This is a genomic window from Maribacter sp. 6B07 (assembly GCF_002700155.1).
Taxonomy (GTDB): Bacteria; Bacteroidota; Bacteroidia; order Flavobacteriales; family Flavobacteriaceae; genus Maribacter; species Maribacter dokdonensis.
In genome coordinates this window covers 91,923-108,868 of record NZ_PDUT01000003.1, presented here as the reverse complement: position 1 = coordinate 108,868, position 16,946 = coordinate 91,923, and the positions used below count along the sequence as shown (strand labels likewise).

The window sequence follows — 16,946 nt, the reverse complement described above, 5'->3', positions numbered from 1 at the left end:
AAAAATTTAATCGCAAATACTTGGTGGTGGAACAACTTACGAAAAAAATCGTGAGCAAAGCATCATTGTAGTAAAACTATATAAAGGCTTGTCATCACGACAAGCCTTCTTTATTTTATAAAAGTACCTATGGCCTATCAATTTAAAACATACCATAAAAAAATTCTTGCCGATACGGTAACACCGGTAAGTGTTTATTTAAAAATTAGAGACCGTTTTCCAAATAGTATTCTTTTGGAAAGTAGCGACTATCATGCCAATAACAACAGTTTCTCATATATCTGCTGCAATCCAATTGCATCCATTAAAGTGGAAAACGAAATCATTACAAAACAATTTCCGGATGGTGTGGTTGAAGAAATTCAAATAACACCAGAAATAGACGTTGTTGAAAGTATTGATTCTTTCAGCAAAGCTTTTAAGGCAGATAGCAATGATTATAAATTCATTAATAATGGACTATTTGGTTATATGTCATATGATGCAGTTCGGTATTTTGAAGATTTGGAAATATCTCGAAAATCAGATTCGGTAAGCATACCAGATGTGTATTATGCGGTTTACCAAAACATTATTGCAATTAACCATTACAAAAACGAGGCATACCTTTTTGCGCATTGCTATAATACAGATAATAACATTCCAGAACTGGAACAACTACTAAATATTAGAAATTTTGCCACTTACAACTTTAAAATAGATGGTGATCGAAAGTCTAATCTTGAAGATGAGGAATATAGAGAGCATGTTGCTTTGGCAAAAAAACACTGTCAACGTGGCGATGTATTTCAGTTGGTTTTAAGTAGACGTTTTTCGCAAGGTTTTAAAGGTGATGAATTTAATGTTTATAGAGCTTTGCGCTCGGTAAATCCTTCGCCCTATTTGTTTTATTTTGATTACGGGGATTTTAAAATTTTTGGAAGTTCACCTGAAGCGCAACTTATTGTAAGCGAAGGCAAAGCCGAAATTCACCCTATAGCCGGTACTTTTAAAAGAACTGGTAATGATGAACAAGATGCACAACTCGCCAAAGAGCTAAAGACCGATGACAAAGAGAACAGTGAGCACGTTATGCTGGTAGATTTAGCTAGGAACGACTTGAGCAGAAATGGTAATGTAGTTAAAGTCGAGAATTATAGGGAAGTACAGTTTTTCTCTCACGTGATCCATTTGGTATCTAAAGTTACAGGCATGAAAAAACCAGATATACCTACCATGAAAGTGGTGGCAGACACTTTTCCTGCAGGTACATTGAGTGGCGCCCCAAAACATATGGCCATGCAGCTTATTGAAAAATATGAGAAGACTAGCAGGGGCTATTATGGTGGAGCCATAGGTTTTATGGATTTCTCTGGAAACTTTAACCATGCCATAATGATCAGAACGTTTTTAAGCAAAAATCATAATCTCCATTATCAAGCTGGTGCAGGTCTTGTTGCTGCTTCTGACCCAGAAAGTGAACTACAAGAAACGTATAACAAACTAGGTGCATTAACCAAGGCTTTAGAAATAGCAGAAGACATTTAAAATGAAAAAAATATTAGTCATAGACAATTACGACAGCTTTACTTATAACCTTGTTCATTATCTAGAAGAATTGGAATGCGAGGTCGTAGTAAAGCGTAATGACCAACTTACACTTGAAGAGATTGATGCTTTTGATAAAATTGTATTATCTCCCGGACCTGGTATTCCAGATGAAGCCGGACTTCTTAAACCAATTATAGAAAAGTATGCCCCAACCAAAAGTATTTTTGGGGTATGCCTAGGTCAACAAGCAATAGCGGAAGTTTTTGGAGGATCATTGATCAATCTAAAGGAAGTATACCACGGCATAGCCACTAAGATCAACATTACCAAAGATGCCGTAATTTTTAAAGATATTCCCAAAGAAATAGAAGTTGGCAGATATCATTCATGGGTCGTAGACACTAATTTACCAGATGTTCTAGAAGCAACATCAGTAGATGAAAACGAACAAATAATGTCTTTACAACACAAAAAATACGACGTACATGCGGTACAATTTCATCCAGAATCCGTACTTACTCCTCAAGGAAAAAAAATGTTAGAGAACTGGCTGAACGCTTAAATCATAATTAAAGCGAACTAAACTTAAGGTTGAACTGTATAGTATTTGAAAAATGAAAGAAACATTAAATAAGCTCATAAATCACGAGATACTTTCCAAAGAAGATGCAAAGCGCATATTGGTCAATATTGCTAAAGGCGACTACAATACAAGTCAAATAGCAGCTTTTTTGACCGTTTATATGATGCGAAGTATTACCATTGAAGAATTAGAAGGGTTTAGAGATGCATTGCTAGATTTATGCTTGGCAGTAGATTTATCTGCTTACAACCCCATAGATCTTTGCGGTACTGGTGGAGATGGCAAAGACACTTTTAATATTTCTACATTGGCATCTTTTGTTACTGCCGGTGCCGGTGTAAAAGTTACCAAACATGGCAACTATGGTGTTTCCTCTAAATGCGGAAGTAGTAATGTAATGGAGTTTTTAGGAATTAAGTTCAGTAACAATGCCGACTTTTTAGAAAAATGTATTGATGAGGCTGGTATTTGTGTATTACATGCGCCCCTATTTCATCCGGCTATGAAAAACGTTGCCCCTATTCGTAAAGATCTGGCGGTAAAAACATTCTTTAACATGTTGGGGCCTATGGTAAATCCGGCATTTCCAAAAAACCAAATGGTAGGTGTTTTTAATCTTGAATTAGCTCGTATGTACGGATACCTATATCAAAAAACAGATAAAAATTTCACCGTATTACATGCCTTGGACGGTTATGATGAAATATCACTGACAGGAAATACCAAAACCATTTCTAACCATACCGAAACAATGCTAAAGCCTTCTGATTTTGGTGTGCCGGAAATTAAACAAACCGATATTGTCGGCGGTGACGGCATTGAATCTTCTGCTCAAATTTTTATGAATGTATTACAAGGTAAAGGCACAGAAGCGCAAAATAATGTAGTTTGTGCCAATGCCGGTATTGCCATAGCCACAGTAAATAACCTAACTCCTATTCAAGGATTTGAAAAAGCCAAAGAATCTTTGCTAAGTGGAAAAGGATTGAACACATTGAAGAAAATACAAGAGTTGAGCAAAAATTAAACAGCACACTTTCTGTCTCAATGAAATGAGACTATCTAAACACACATGTAATGAATATTCTAGACAAAATTGTAGCGGATAAACGAAAGGAAGTAGAATTGAAAAATTTGATTTTCCCTTCTTCACAATATGAACATTCTGTATTATTCAACAGAGAGACTTTTTCACTGGCTCAAGCTCTTAAAGATAGTGACACCGGTATTATTTCTGAATTTAAAAGAAGATCACCATCCAAAGAAAGCATCAATCAAAATGCAAATGTTGGGCAGGTTGCCATGGGGTATGAAAAAGCGGGTGTTTGTGGTATGAGCGTGCTTACCGATATTAAATATTTTGGTGGTTCTTTAGAAGACTTGATCATTGCAAGGGCATCGGCACAGTTACCGTTATTACGTAAGGAGTTCATAATTAGTGAATACCAAATCATAGAAGCCAAAGCTTATGGCGCAGATGTTATTCTTCTTATTGCTGCCGTGCTAACTAGAGAAGAAATAAAAAAATTCTCTGAATTGGCAAAAAGTTTAGGTTTAGATGTTTTATTAGAGGTACACAATGAAGACGAACTTCATAAATCAATCATGCCCAGCATAGATATGTTGGGAGTCAATAATAGAAATCTAAAGACTTTTGAAGTTAGCTTAGAGACCAGTAAATCGCTTTCATCCCTAATTCCTGATGATTTTGTAAAAGTATCTGAAAGCGGAATAAGTTCTATTGAAGCAATTAAGGAATTAAAAACGTTTGGTTATAAAGGATTTTTAATCGGAGAGAATTTTATGAAAACCGATATTCCAGGCGATAGTGCCATTCAATTTATTAAAGATCTAAAAGAAATAAGATGAAACTCAAAATCTGCGGTATGAAACTAAATACTTCTGAAGTTGCACAATTGCGACCAGATTATCTTGGTTTTATATTTTGGGAACATTCCGCTAGATTTTTTGATGGGGAAATTCCCGAATTACCACACACTATCAACAAAGTAGGCGTTTTTGTTGATGCCGATATAGACTATATTATTACGTTGGTCAAAAAACATCAATTACAGGGTCTTCAATTGCATGGTCACGAGAGCCCTGAATATTGTAGACAAGTTGCAGAGGAACTTATGAAGTTGAATAAAAAAATTGAGATCATTAAAGTATTTTCCATTAAAGATGAGTTTGATTTTGAAAGTTTAATGCCCTATGAAGATGTGTGCGATTTTTATCTTTTTGATACTAAAGGGAAACTTCCTGGGGGCAATGGCTATACCTTTAATTGGTCTGTCCTTAAGAATTATCCTTCTAACAAGCCTTTCTTTTTAAGTGGGGGAATTGGTTTGAACAGTCTTGATAAAATTAATGAGTTTATGAAATCACCCGAGTCTAAATTCTGCTATGCCATTGATGTAAATAGCAAATTTGAAATAGATCCAGGGTTAAAAAATATTGAAGAATTACAAAAGTTTAAAGAAGCGCTATGAATTATAATGCTGACGAAAAAGGATACTACGGTGAATTTGGTGGTGCCTATATACCGGAAATGTTGTACCCAAATGTAGAGGAACTACGCCAAAATTATTTAAAATTGATGCATGAAGATTCTTTTCAAAAAGAGTTTCATCAGCTGTTAAGAGATTATGTGGGTAGACCTTCCCCCCTATATTTTGCCAAACGCCTTTCTGAAAAACATGGTTGCAAAATATACTTAAAAAGAGAAGATCTTAATCATACTGGTGCACATAAAGTGAACAACACCATAGGTCAAATTCTTATGGCTCAAAAGTTGGGCAAAACTAGAATTATTGCCGAAACCGGTGCTGGACAACACGGTGTGGCTACGGCAACCGTTTGTGCTCTTATGGGTATGGAATGTATTGTTTACATGGGGGAAATAGATATTGCACGCCAAGCGCCAAATGTTGCCCGTATGAAAATGTTGGGTGCCGAAGTTAGACCTGCAAAATCTGGAAGTAGAACACTTAAAGATGCTACCAACGAAGCCATTAGAGATTGGATCAACAATCCGGTAGACACCCATTATATCATTGGTTCTGCCATTGGTCCACACCCTTACCCAGATATGGTCACTCGTTTTCAATCGGTAATATCCGAGGAAATAAAATGGCAGTTAAAAGAGAGAGAAGGTCGTGAAAACCCAGATTACGTGGTAGCTTGTATTGGTGGTGGCAGTAATGCCGCAGGTACCTATTATCATTTTCTACACGAGCCTGAGGTTGGCATTATTGCAGTTGAAGCTGCAGGTAAAGGCGTGGATTCTGGTGAGAGCGCAGCAACATCCGCCCTTGGAAAAGTAGGAATCATTCATGGATGTAAAACCATGTTGATGCAAACCATAGATGGACAAATTACCGAGCCTTACTCTATTTCTGCCGGATTAGATTATCCTGGCGTTGGTCCTATGCATTCTCACCTTTACAAATCTGGTCGTGCAGAGTTTTATTCGGCTACAGATGATGAAGCCATGGCTGCAGGATTGGAATTATCAAAATTAGAAGGTATTATTCCCGCTATAGAAACAGGACATGCATTTGCCATTTTTGAACATAGGAAATTCAAAAAAGATGATGTCGTCGTTATTAGCCTTTCCGGCCGTGGAGATAAAGACCTGAACACATATATTGATTACTTTAAGTTAGCATAACCTTATTATGAGCAATAGAATAACATCAAAATTAAAAGAAGATAAAAAGCTTCTATCTATATATTTTACGGCCGGTTACCAATCATTGAACGATACGGTAAAAATTATTGAAGATTTAGAAAAGAACGGTGTTGATATGATTGAAATAGGATTACCGTTCAGTGATCCTTTGGCAGACGGACCAACAATTCAGGAAAGTTCTACCGCCGCTTTGAAAAATGGAATGACCACCGAAATTCTTTTTAGTCAACTGAAAGATATTCGTAAAACGGTTTCTATACCATTGATTATTATGGGATACTTTAATCCCATATTACAATACGGTGTTGAGGCATTTTGTAAAAAGTGTCAAGAAATTGGAATTGACGGACTCATTTTACCAGATTTACCGCTAGATGTTTACCAGGAAGAATACGAGGAAATTTTTAAAAAGCACGGACTCTTAAACGTATTTCTAATTACACCGCAGACCAGTGATGACCGTATTCACCAAATAGACAATGCCTCTAACGGATTTATCTATATGGTAAGTTCTGCAAGTGTTACAGGATCAAAATCCGGCTTTGGTCAAGAGCAAGAAAGTTATTTTGAGCGCATTGCCAAAATGAATTTAAAGAACCCACAAATTGTCGGTTTTGGAATTAAAGACGAAGAAACATTTAAGCAAGCAACCAAAACCGCTAAAGGTGCAATAATTGGTTCTGCCTTTATTAAACATTTAACGGCTAATGGTGTAAACTCCATTTCAGAATTTGTGAATACTATTCGATAAGCAACCTTCTAATAACCTGGGTTTTGTACCGCATTAGGATTTAAGTCTATTTCCGATTGCGGTATTGGCCAAACGTACTCGTGAGGTTGGTAATCTTTAGAAAAGTCATTAGTAGAGTTAAAACCATCTATAACTTCTTGAAGTTTGTTCCATCTAACTAAATCGTCTCGTCTATGGCCTTCAAAACATAATTCTAATTTTCGCTCTAAATAAATTACATCAAAGAATTGATCCTTATTAAGATTTCCAGGCACATTGTTCTCGTTCCCAAATGCTCTTTCCCGAACTTGATTAATCGCTGCATAAGCTAAAGGAGTTGGTCCATTTACTTCATTCTCAGCTTCTGCTAACAACAACAATACATCTGCATATCTAAAAACAGGATAGTCAAACGATGTAGACTCAAAATCTGCATCAGGCAATTCTCCGTTATACCATTTTAATGGTCTCCAATTCTTTGGATCTACTTCATTAACCACATTATTACCAGAAATAGAGAATGTCGCTATGTTATTCTTAAACCGATTGTCTTCAATTTCTATCGGAAAACTAACAGGATTTTCAAATAACATGGAACTATTGAATGAATTTTCAAAACCAGAAACAAGTAACAGTGCATCTTCTGAAGCAATACCCAAAGGTCCCCAATAATCGTTAAACGAACTTTTGGAATCTTCACCTCCATCAAAAGTTATTTTAAAGAGAATTTCTCTATTTGAGGCTTCATTTTCTTCGTTAAAAACTGAATTATAATCTAACATTAATTCATACTGCCCTTGCAGAATTTTCAACTGTTCTAAAGCACTGCCGTATTTACCGTATTCATTTAAAGGAAAACCGGCCATGGTCATATAGACTTTGGCCAACAAAAATCTTGCGCTCCACTGATTTGCCTGATCATTACTATTTAAAACTGGTAAATTTTCAATTGCATAAAGCAAATCTTCTTCTATTTGTGAGTAGGTGGTACTTGGATTTTGAGGATAGTTTGGCGGACCGCTTAAATCTATTTCAGCTGTTACGCTTAAAAGAGGATTGCCATATATTTTTATTAGATTGAAATATAATAAGCTTCTCAAAAATTTAAAATGTGCTTCTAATTCTTTTCTATCTATCTCACTGGACACAACATTTGAAGAATCCATTAAATAGTCGATTCCCAAATTCAAGCCCCTTATTTGAATATAATGTTCTGCCCATACCTGATTTATAACAGTAGATTGAGCATTAAAAGAATAGGCATCCAAATCAACCAGTTCACCATTAAAATTTGGATTAGCTTTTAATATATCCGTACCAGTATCCCCCCAATATGATAAATATGCATCTGCATTAAATATTGAGCTCAAATTATTATAGGATACATTCAATAAAAAATCAACGTCCAAATCTTGCTCAGTTAATTCGGGTATTTCAGGGATATTAAAAACTATCTTTTCAGTAACATTATTAGTAAGTACAACTTCTTGAAAATATACAAAATCAGGATTTTGGTTCAACACAACGTTGACTATATAATTTCCCGTATCAATAGTATTAAATACCACTACACCAGATTCTCCTACTACCAATGTTCTTGTTTCTGGATTAGTAGTTACAACAGCACCAATTGCTGCATCGGATCCCAGAAAAACAGTAACTTCAATATTTCCAGAATCAATCTCTTCTATCTCAGAAATTGTATTATCATCAGAACATGAATAAAGCACAAAAAACAATAAGAAATATTGGATGAAATTTTTCATTATTTACAATTTATAACCTATCAAAGTAATACAATTTTTTAATTCAAAAATTAAAATTCGCATTAAATAAGAATATTATTATTGCATCATTTTTTTAAATTAATTTATAATTTTCCGTATACCATGTTATTGGTACCAACACAGATTATTCTCTCTATTTTCCTTACTTTTAAAGAATATATTTACATGAACGACCATGAAAAAACTTCTTACACTTACATTCCTTTTATTATTTTTTACCGCCCATTCTCAAGACTCCATTTTAATAAAATCTAAAGTAGCGAATGCTATTGGCGAATTAAGGGAATTTGTAGCTATACCTAATGATGCATTAAATGCGGACGATATTGATTCTAACCTTTATTGGCTGAGAAAAAAATTCACTGAACGTGGATTTAATAGTACCATTTTAGAAACCGAAGGGCTACCATTATTTTTTGCCGCTCTACCAATGGACGACAACAAGCCAACTATTTTGTTCTATATGCATTTAGATGGGCAATCTGTAGACGCTACAAAATGGGATCAACCAGATCCGTATAAAGTAGTTTTAAAATCTAAAACCGAAGACGATTGGAAAACTGAATCTTTCTCAGAACTTAACGACGATATAAATTATGACTGGCGCCTTTTTGGAAGATCAACTTCAGACGATAAAGGTCCTATTATCATGTTCTTAAATGCTATAGATGCTCTTAAAAAAGATGCTATAGACATACCTTTTAATGTAAAGGTAATTCTAGATAGCGAAGAAGAAAAAAGTAGCGCACCATTACCACAAGCGGTGCGTACGTATAAAGATTTATTGAAAGCCGATTTTTTGGTGATAAACGATGGTCCGGTTCATGTTTCCGGGAAACCAACAATAGTTTATGGTTGTAGAGGAATCACAACATTATCCATTACGACCCATGGTCCTATAAAACCGCAACATAGTGGTCATTACGGAAACTACGCTCCTAACCCTGGTTTTCAGTTGGCACAGCTACTAGCAACAATGAAAGATGCCAATGGCAAAGTTCTTATAAAAGGATATTATGATGGAATCTCATTAGATGATGCAACATTAGCTATTTTAAAAAGCGTTCCGGACAATGCCGATGTTATCAATAGCAATTTAGCCATCTCTAACCCAGAAAAGGTTGGCGGGTTTTATCAAGAAGCATTGCAATACCCTTCTTTAAACATTAGAGGATTAGGCTCTGGCTGGGTTGGAGAAAAAGCAAGAACAATTGTGCCGGCCACCGCCACAGCTGAATTAGATTTCAGGTTAGTACCTGAAAGTGATGGTACAAAACTTAAAAACCTTGTAAAAGAACACATAAAAAATCAAGGTTTTCATGTAATGAGTACGGAACCCACTATGGAAGACCGCCTAAAATTTGATAAAATTGTTACTATTAAGGAAGGCTCAGTTACGGATGCTTTTAGAACCGATCTAAATAACCCTTTTGGAAATAACATAGTTAAAACCATGGAATCCAAATTTGGAGAAAAACCTGTTCAAATCCGTATAATGGGTGGTACTGTTCCTATTTCACCATTTATCAATGAACTAAAAATTCCTGCATTCATAATTCCCATGGTAAACCCAGATAACAATCAACATAGCCCCAATGAGAATTTAAAAATTGGACAAATAGCGTATGGTATAAAATTGTTTTATGCATTACTTAGCCCAAGTGAAACTGAATAGTTTAGTTTAACATTCTATAACAAAGGTTTATCAACCAATTAACGGAGTTCTCATTTTCAATTTGTTATCTTAAATATGAACCTAAAAAATTGAAATTATGGGAATTATAAAAGATAATAAAAAGTTTAAAAGAAAAGTAGAACAGAATAACCCAACAAATCCGACGGGGAATACCAATATAGAAACAAACGATTTTGATATAGATAAAGAGACTATTAAAAATCAACAGAATAAAAAATAGTACACTTTATACTACAAAGTAAAAAGCCCGATTCAATGTTTTGAATCGGGCTTTTATTAGGATGTTATTTTATAAAAAACTATGCTGAGTTTCTACTAGCATTGATATTACCGTATAGTGATCTGGTAACAATCTTTTCGTACAATTCTTTATACTCCGTACCTTCTCCAATCCTTTGAAGCGCATATTGTTGAATAACCAATAAAGGCAAGACTATACTCTCACGAATTTTGATGGACTCCCTAGAAATTGCTTCTTTCTTCATTAATATTTCCATGCCAGATAGTTTTAGAAGCATTGCTTTAGATAATTCATATTCTGCATGAAGAATCTCCCAAAAAGCACCATACTCCTTATTTTCTTTCATGTAACTGGTCAATTCAAAATAACATTTGGTAAGACTCATCATACTGTTCATCATCAAAGCTTGAAAGAACGGTACTTCTTGGTACAACCTTTTGGCCTCTTCAAATCTTCCATCTTTTTCAAGTTTCTCAAGAGCAGTACCAATACCATAATAACCTGGTACGTTCTGCTTTAATTGACTCCATGACCCTACAAATGAAATTGCCCTTAAATCAGACAATTCAAGTTTAGCCTTATTTCCTCTTTTTCCAGGTCTACTACCAATATTTGCTTTTGTGTAATATTTAAGCGTACTCATGTTTTCCAAGTACGGCATAAACTTATCATGGTGTTTTAGATCATCATACTTTTTAAAACTTAGTTCTGACAGCTCTTCAATCAACTCTCTATCAGCATCAGATATAACAATTTCTTTTCCTAAAATTGTGTTAGACAATCCGGCGGTCAATAGTTGCTCACTATTATAAATAAACTGTTCTTTGGTACCATAAGTACTTGTTATGGTCTGCCCTTGAATAGTTAATTGAATTTCATTGTTCGCCACTTTATTGGTCTGGGCAGCATAAAAACGATGCGTTTTTCCACCTCCTCTTGCCGGTGGACCTCCCCTACCATCAAAAAATACGGCAGCAATATCATTCTGATCACAAACCTCTGAAAGCTCTTCTTTTGTCTTTAAAATTGACCAGTTGGCTTTTAAATAGCCCCCATCTTTAGTTCCATCGGAAAATCCAAGCATTATAGTCTGCTTTTTATTTCTATTTTCTAAATGGGCCATATACTCAGGTAAACTGAATAAAAACTTCATGGTATCTTGAGCTGTATCCATTCCGTTCATTGTTTCGAACAACGGCACTATATCAAACGTTATTTCTTTGTCTGCCCAGCCACACCATCTAAACAGTGCGTAAACAAACAAAATGGAATACTTATCTTCAGAATTACTGATAATGTATCTATTACATCCTTCTTCTCCATTTTTAGCCTGTATGGTCTGTAATTGAAGTATGTTCTTAATAGTATCTTTTACAATATCTTCTTCATAATCATCTGATACCAAATTTAAATTCTTATGCAAAAGAATATCCAATAATTCCTCGTCAGATAACTCACTTAGCTCATCATTTATAAAACCATTCTTTTTTAATACTTCTACCATTACTTTGGTATGCATACTATGGTCTTGGCGTATATCTATTGTAGCAAAGTGCACCTTGAATATCTTTACCTTATCAATAAATTTTTCCAAATCTTTTAGATAAAGACTTTGGTATTTTTCTATTAATATGGATTGTATTTCTTCTAAAGGAACAATTAAATCTTCATAACCAATATCCTTAGAACTATCGAACATGGCCGTGTACAAATTACCCCTAAGCTTCTGCAACGGTTCTTGTACATCTTTAAAGGTAAGTTTATGCACCAAACCTTTAAGGTCATTATAATAGCACTTCATTAACGTTAAACGAAGCTCGTTCATTACATCTCTGGTGATATCTGCAGTTACAAACGGATTTCCATCTCTATCGCCGCCAGGCCAAAAACCTAACTTGACAATATCATGATTTTCAAAATTCTTTGACCCTGTACTACCCTTGATATAAGCATACATATCACCAATTGCATCATAATATACATGTCTTAGCGTGTAGATTATATTTTTCGCTTCATCTAAAGGTGTCGGTTTTTTTGCATTGATCAAAGACGTAAGACCTAGTTGTTGAAGACCTACATCTATTTCATCAATTTTATCTTCTAATATTAAAGTTCTAAGGTTTGTAATGATATCTAAAACTGCCGGAGTATAAAATTGTGTTGGGTGCGCCGTTAAAACTATACGTGCACTGAACGTACTCAACTTGTCCCAAATAGTATCCCAAGATTTATTTTTTTCAACCAACTGAAAATAATCTTTTAATGACAATGAACTAGAATGCTTGTGTAACTTTGGGAACGCCGCATCTTCTACACTATCATAAAGAACAACTTGTCTTTCTACATACTGTATGATGCGAAACATAAAGTCTATTTGTTCTTTTTCTGATTTTATTTCAACAAAATTCTCGAAAAAATTCTCAAGAATTTCTTTTGGGTTTAGTCCGTCACTTAACCCCTTTTCAGATTGATTCAGTAATAAAGGAATCAACATACCTACATTTTCAATATTCTCGTAAGGAAGGTTTAAGAATAGACTATTGTAAACATTAAATTTATTTTGAACAGATTTCTTAAATTCTGCTAATCTTTCTTTTTGTTGCATATATTAAAAAACTTTTAGTCGTACCATTACGACAAACTCTTTAAATTTCGAATCATAAATATCGCTATTCCAAGAGAATTTAGAGAATGATTTTTGTGAAATATCATATTCCTAGAAGTATACCACAAAATTGTCTGTATTGACAACAAATATTCCAAAAAACAGTAGTGCCTATATATCTTTACAATGTAAATAAGTAAAAAATTTTTTCATTTTCATATAGTGTTCTCGTAAAAGAGTCTTGTCTTAAAAGCAAGACTCTTTTTAGTTTATCCACTTACAGAACCATCACCTCTATTAAAAATATTTTTTATACTGTAACACTCTAAAGTCTATAGTATTGAATTTAGGATTTTCACTTTTCATTTTCTTATACAAATCCAAACTACCTACTGCCCTATTTGCTGCACCAGAAGGTGCCGTTAACGAAACCGTTCTTATGAGTTTATTAGTACTTGGGTGTACAAACTCATGAATTCTAGGCACCTGATTAGAAATCAATTTTAACGCTACCGCACTTTCCTTTAAATGTTTTCGGAAAAAATATTCCGGTCCATTTTTACTATTACCACCTGTAAATAAAAGCGTGTGTATTTTTTGATATTCTTCTAGATACCCGAGAACATTTCTTAATGCTATATTCTGCATACCTAAATCAGAAGCATCAATTTTCTCTCTTTCTGCAGAAGCTACTATGTCGCATATGCCAATTTTTCTATCCTTCAAAAATATTTTGCGCTGATCAATAGCTTTACTAGTGGTTTCAAATTTCAAATTAAGATCAAAGATTTTATTTAAAATAGGCCATAGCTGCCCGTCCCTGCTTCCGTAACAAAAGTTTACATCTCCTTCTTTTAAATCACCGGTAGTAAAACGAGGTGGCGGTAAGGTCCCCACTATAAGTTTTTCAGTAGAATTGTCAATAAATGGTTCATATGGGTGAATATGCTTAAAAATCTTTTGCATTAGTGATTTATTCTCTTGAGCCTATTAAAATGACCGATCATGACTAAATTACTTACTTTAATAGAAAGAACAATATTATGGGTAAAGGAGACAGAAAATCTAAAAAAGGAAAAATATCTAATAATTCTTACGGGGCAAGAAGACCTCGTAAAATTAAAAAGAGACCTACCGTAGAAGAAAAAATAAAAATCAGTAAAAAGAAATAGTTCTAATCGTCTATTCTAAAGGTTAAATCTACTTGGTTATCTACATCCAAAGATATTTCATAGGTATAAAAACCAATAGGTAAGGAATCTGATAAAACATCTGTTGGAAAATAGTTAAGACTTGTTGAATCTGTAAGTATCGCTATTGCAGGATTGGCGAATGCAGTTTCAAACTCCATATAAGTTGAAAACTCATCTGCCGCAATATTCTCATACACAGTATCTTTATCCGCAATTCTTACTTCACTAAAAAAAAGTTCTGTGTTATTGTGAATACGAATATTGACAAGATTAACCTCATCATCCCTATCAGTACACGAGAATAATAGGACAACGATAATTACAGATAGCAAATAAACCCTTTTCATAGACGTATTGTTATACCTTTAGAACGAAAAAGAGATAATAATATTTTATCTAATGAAAACGGGTTGATTTTCTTTTAAAGTATGCTCTTTACTAAACTGATAATCATCTAAATTAAAACCTTTTATATCTTCAAGAGTTTTTGCATTTGTATCAATAATATACCTCACCATAGAACCCCTAGCTTTTTTGGCAAAAAAGCTAATTATCTTTAACTTATCATTCTTCCAATCTTTAAATACCGGAGTAATAATATCTGCCTTAATTTTTTTCGGTTTTAATGCACTATAATATTCGTTACTGGCTAAGTTCACCAATAGCTCCCCTTCTTCCATTTCATTGTTCAAATGATCGGTAAGCCTTTCTCCCCAATATTCATATAGGTTTTTCTTTCTTCCAATTTTTAAAGATGTTCCCATCTCTAAACGGTAAGGTTGCATAAGGTCTAGAGGTTTTAATATACCATACTGCCCCGAAAGAATTCTGAGCGATTGTTGTAAAATTTCAATCTTCTCTTCGGTTAACGTATAAGCATCTAGGCCTTGGTATACATCACCGCTAAAGGCATAAATTGCCGGTCTGGCATTTTCAGGTGTAAACGGTGTTGTAAAATCTTGATTACGCTGCCAGTTTAATTGTGCCAAGTTATCTGAAATGGACATCAATTCAGAAAGTGCTTTTGGCTTTTTCTTCTTTAATATTTTATTCAGCTTTTCAGCATCTTCAATAAATTCTGGCGATGTATATTTAGTTGTTGGCAAGTCACTTTCATAGTTCAATGACTTTGCCGGAGAAATAACAATTTTCATAATGCAATTTTAATTCTCCAAAAATAAACATGATCAACTTGAAGACCTACAAAAGATATAAAAGAGTTTAAATAGTGGTATTGAAAAATCTTATGCTGTACTGTTCTTGCTATAGCTACGCCATTTTTCAATTGCATTGGCCATATCATCTGGTATTTCAGAATCAAAACTCATATGCTCACCCGTAACAGGATGTACAAAACCTAAAGTTTTGGCATGTAATGCCTGTCTAGGCAATAGTTTAAAGGTATTTTCTACAAATTGTTTATACTTTGTAAAGGTTGTTCCCTTCAATATTTTTTCACCACCATAACGCTCATCATTAAAAAGGGTATGACCTATATATTTCATATGAACCCTAATTTGATGTGTTCTACCCGTTTCTAGTTTACATGATACTAAAGTAACGTAACCTAATCTTTCCAAAACCTTAAAATGGGTAACTGCTTCTTTACCTTCTTCCCCTTCAGGAAAAACATGCATTTGCAATCTATTTTTAGGGTTTCTACCTACATGACCCTCCACAGTGCCTTCATCTTCTTCAATATTACCCCAAACCAAAGCTATATACTCCCTTTCTGAAGTCTTGTCAAAAAACTGCTTGGCCAAATGGGTCATTGCGGCTTCAGTTTTTGCTACGACCAGTAAGCCCGATGTATCTTTATCTATACGATGCACCAAACCGGGTCTCTCGTTACTGTTAGATGGCAAATTATCTGTATGATGTATTAAGGCATTAATTAAGGTTCCTGAATAGTTACCATGCCCGGGATGTACAACCATGCCTGCAGGTTTATTCACCACCAATAATACATCATCTTCATAAACAATATCTAAAGGTATATCTTCTGGAACCAATAAAAACTCATGCGGTGGATGCTCAAAAAGAACCTTTACCTCATCACCTGCCTTTACCTTGTAGTTAGATTTTACAATCTGATCGTTGACCCAAACATGACCATCTTTCGCAGATTGTTGAATTTTATTTCGCGTAGCATTTTCAATGAAATTCATTAAAAACTTATCCACTCTTAAAGGTACTTGACCTTTAGACGCTACAACTCTATGATGTTCAAAAAGTTCGCCATCTTCATTCTCAGGGCGCTCCATGTTCTCTTCCATCTAATCTTCTGATTCAGATTTAATAATGGCTCTTTCGGTAATACTACCATTTCCACAGATCAATTCTATCTTAGATGTTTTTGGCAACTTATCACCGGGCTTAATATCCTTACCCTTAAATTTTATACGGTACACCATATCTTTACCCAACTCATCTATATAGGTAACCCTTTGTACATCTAAACCAACTGCCTTTAACATTGAAGAGGCATTACGCTTGGTCACTTGAATTATTTGAGGAACGGTAACTTTCTTATACCCAGAAGGATTTACCGTAAAATACACCTTTCTATTTTCCTTTACTTTTGATCCTGCCGTAGGGTTTTGTTCTATGATTGAAAATCTAGGATAATCTGGATTGTAATTTGCAGAGTCCAACACTTCATATCGCAAACCGGCCTCTTCAATAGATTTTCTCATTTCCATGACAGACTTCTTAGAAAAGTCTGGCACTTCTACAAACTCACCATGATTAGTAGTACTGTTCAAGTACCTTAACACAAGGAAAATGGTGATTATCAATACCAGTACCGCAAGACCTAGTTGAATTAAAAAAGTTTTGCTTTTTAAAAAATTGAAAAAATTCCTCATAGATATTATTTGACCCGACA

At 34.5% G+C, this 16,946-nt stretch carries 17 protein-coding genes; 10 read left to right on the top strand and 7 right to left on the bottom strand.

The features are described 5' to 3' along the window. The first annotated feature begins 129 nt into the window (after nucleotides 1–129). The 7 genes from CSC80_RS13085 to trpA are packed head-to-tail and all read left to right on the top strand — an operon-like array spanning nucleotide 130 to nucleotide 6,558. Nucleotides 130–1,527 (top strand): anthranilate synthase component I family protein, encoded by a 1,398-nt coding sequence (locus CSC80_RS13085; RefSeq protein ID WP_099192430.1) that lies wholly within the window; start codon nucleotides 130–132, stop codon nucleotides 1,525–1,527. 1 nt (nucleotide 1,528) lies between these two features. Then, on the top strand, nucleotides 1,529–2,092 hold the full coding sequence (locus tag CSC80_RS13080; protein ID WP_099192428.1) for an aminodeoxychorismate/anthranilate synthase component II: 564 nt from the start codon (nucleotides 1,529–1,531) through the stop codon (nucleotides 2,090–2,092). A gap of 52 nt (nucleotides 2,093–2,144) precedes the next feature. Continuing rightward, complete coding sequence (trpD, locus tag CSC80_RS13075) at nucleotides 2,145–3,140, top strand: anthranilate phosphoribosyltransferase (protein WP_099192426.1); 996 nt, start codon at nucleotides 2,145–2,147, stop codon at nucleotides 3,138–3,140. Between the two features lie 50 nt (nucleotides 3,141–3,190). Continuing rightward, a complete protein-coding gene (gene trpC / locus CSC80_RS13070; protein ID WP_099192424.1) occupies nucleotides 3,191–3,982 on the top strand; it encodes an indole-3-glycerol phosphate synthase TrpC in 792 nt (263 codons plus the stop codon). Continuing rightward, a complete protein-coding gene (locus CSC80_RS13065) occupies nucleotides 3,979–4,605 on the top strand; it encodes a phosphoribosylanthranilate isomerase (protein ID WP_074669763.1) in 627 nt (208 codons plus the stop codon). Before trpC ends, CSC80_RS13065 begins: the two co-directional genes overlap by 4 nt. Continuing rightward, the gene (trpB, locus tag CSC80_RS13060) at nucleotides 4,602–5,786 is read left to right on the top strand and encodes a tryptophan synthase subunit beta (RefSeq protein ID WP_058105982.1); all 1,185 of its coding nucleotides are present in this window, start codon (nucleotides 4,602–4,604) and stop codon (nucleotides 5,784–5,786) included. The genes CSC80_RS13065 and trpB overlap by 4 nt, the downstream gene beginning before the upstream one ends. 7 nt (nucleotides 5,787–5,793) lie before the next feature. Further along, nucleotides 5,794–6,558 (top strand): tryptophan synthase subunit alpha, encoded by a 765-nt coding sequence (gene trpA, locus CSC80_RS13055; RefSeq protein WP_099192422.1) that lies wholly within the window; start codon nucleotides 5,794–5,796, stop codon nucleotides 6,556–6,558. 8 nt (nucleotides 6,559–6,566) lie between these two features. Here the strand turns inward: trpA and CSC80_RS13050 are convergent, their stop codons facing one another. Continuing rightward, the gene (locus tag CSC80_RS13050; protein WP_099192419.1) at nucleotides 6,567–8,303 is read right to left on the bottom strand and encodes a RagB/SusD family nutrient uptake outer membrane protein; all 1,737 of its coding nucleotides are present in this window, start codon (nucleotides 8,301–8,303) and stop codon (nucleotides 6,567–6,569) included. Between the two features lie 196 nt (nucleotides 8,304–8,499). Here CSC80_RS13050 and CSC80_RS13045 point away from each other — a divergent pair, with 196 nt between their 5' ends. Then, nucleotides 8,500–9,999, top strand: a complete 1,500-nt coding sequence (locus CSC80_RS13045; protein WP_099192417.1) for a M20/M25/M40 family metallo-hydrolase — start codon at nucleotides 8,500–8,502, stop codon at nucleotides 9,997–9,999. A gap of 97 nt (nucleotides 10,000–10,096) precedes the next feature. Next, nucleotides 10,097–10,240: a hypothetical protein gene (locus tag CSC80_RS19510; protein WP_167342577.1), complete on the top strand. Its 144-nt coding sequence runs from the start codon at nucleotides 10,097–10,099 to the stop codon at nucleotides 10,238–10,240. Nucleotides 10,241–10,319: 79 nt separating this feature from the next. Here the strand turns inward: CSC80_RS19510 and CSC80_RS13040 are convergent, their stop codons facing one another. Both CSC80_RS13040 and CSC80_RS13035 read right to left on the bottom strand, forming a co-directional pair. Then, entirely contained in the window at nucleotides 10,320–12,866 is a 2,547-nt protein-coding gene (locus CSC80_RS13040) for a phosphoenolpyruvate carboxylase (protein WP_099192415.1), read from the bottom strand. A 297-nt stretch (nucleotides 12,867–13,163) separates the two neighbouring features. Next, nucleotides 13,164–13,832, bottom strand: a complete 669-nt coding sequence (locus CSC80_RS13035) for a uracil-DNA glycosylase family protein (RefSeq protein WP_058105977.1) — start codon at nucleotides 13,830–13,832, stop codon at nucleotides 13,164–13,166. A 77-nt stretch (nucleotides 13,833–13,909) separates the two neighbouring features. Between CSC80_RS13035 and CSC80_RS13030 the strand changes: the two genes are divergently transcribed. Continuing rightward, complete coding sequence (locus CSC80_RS13030; protein ID WP_071340068.1) at nucleotides 13,910–14,038, top strand: 30S ribosomal protein THX; 129 nt, start codon at nucleotides 13,910–13,912, stop codon at nucleotides 14,036–14,038. Between the two features lie 2 nt (nucleotides 14,039–14,040). On the opposite strand, the gene CSC80_RS13025 is transcribed toward CSC80_RS13030, so the two are convergent. From CSC80_RS13025 to CSC80_RS13010, 4 genes are all read right to left on the bottom strand, one after another. Next, nucleotides 14,041–14,406 (bottom strand): hypothetical protein, encoded by a 366-nt coding sequence (locus CSC80_RS13025; protein ID WP_099192413.1) that lies wholly within the window; start codon nucleotides 14,404–14,406, stop codon nucleotides 14,041–14,043. A gap of 45 nt (nucleotides 14,407–14,451) precedes the next feature. After that, nucleotides 14,452–15,213, bottom strand: a complete 762-nt coding sequence (yaaA, locus tag CSC80_RS13020; RefSeq protein ID WP_058105975.1) for a peroxide stress protein YaaA — start codon at nucleotides 15,211–15,213, stop codon at nucleotides 14,452–14,454. Nucleotides 15,214–15,303: 90 nt separating this feature from the next. Continuing rightward, nucleotides 15,304–16,335, bottom strand: a complete 1,032-nt coding sequence (locus tag CSC80_RS13015; protein WP_058105974.1) for an RluA family pseudouridine synthase — start codon at nucleotides 16,333–16,335, stop codon at nucleotides 15,304–15,306. Beyond that, a complete protein-coding gene (locus CSC80_RS13010) occupies nucleotides 16,336–16,926 on the bottom strand; it encodes a PASTA domain-containing protein (RefSeq protein WP_058105973.1) in 591 nt (196 codons plus the stop codon). Nucleotides 16,927–16,946: the final 20 nt, after the last annotated feature.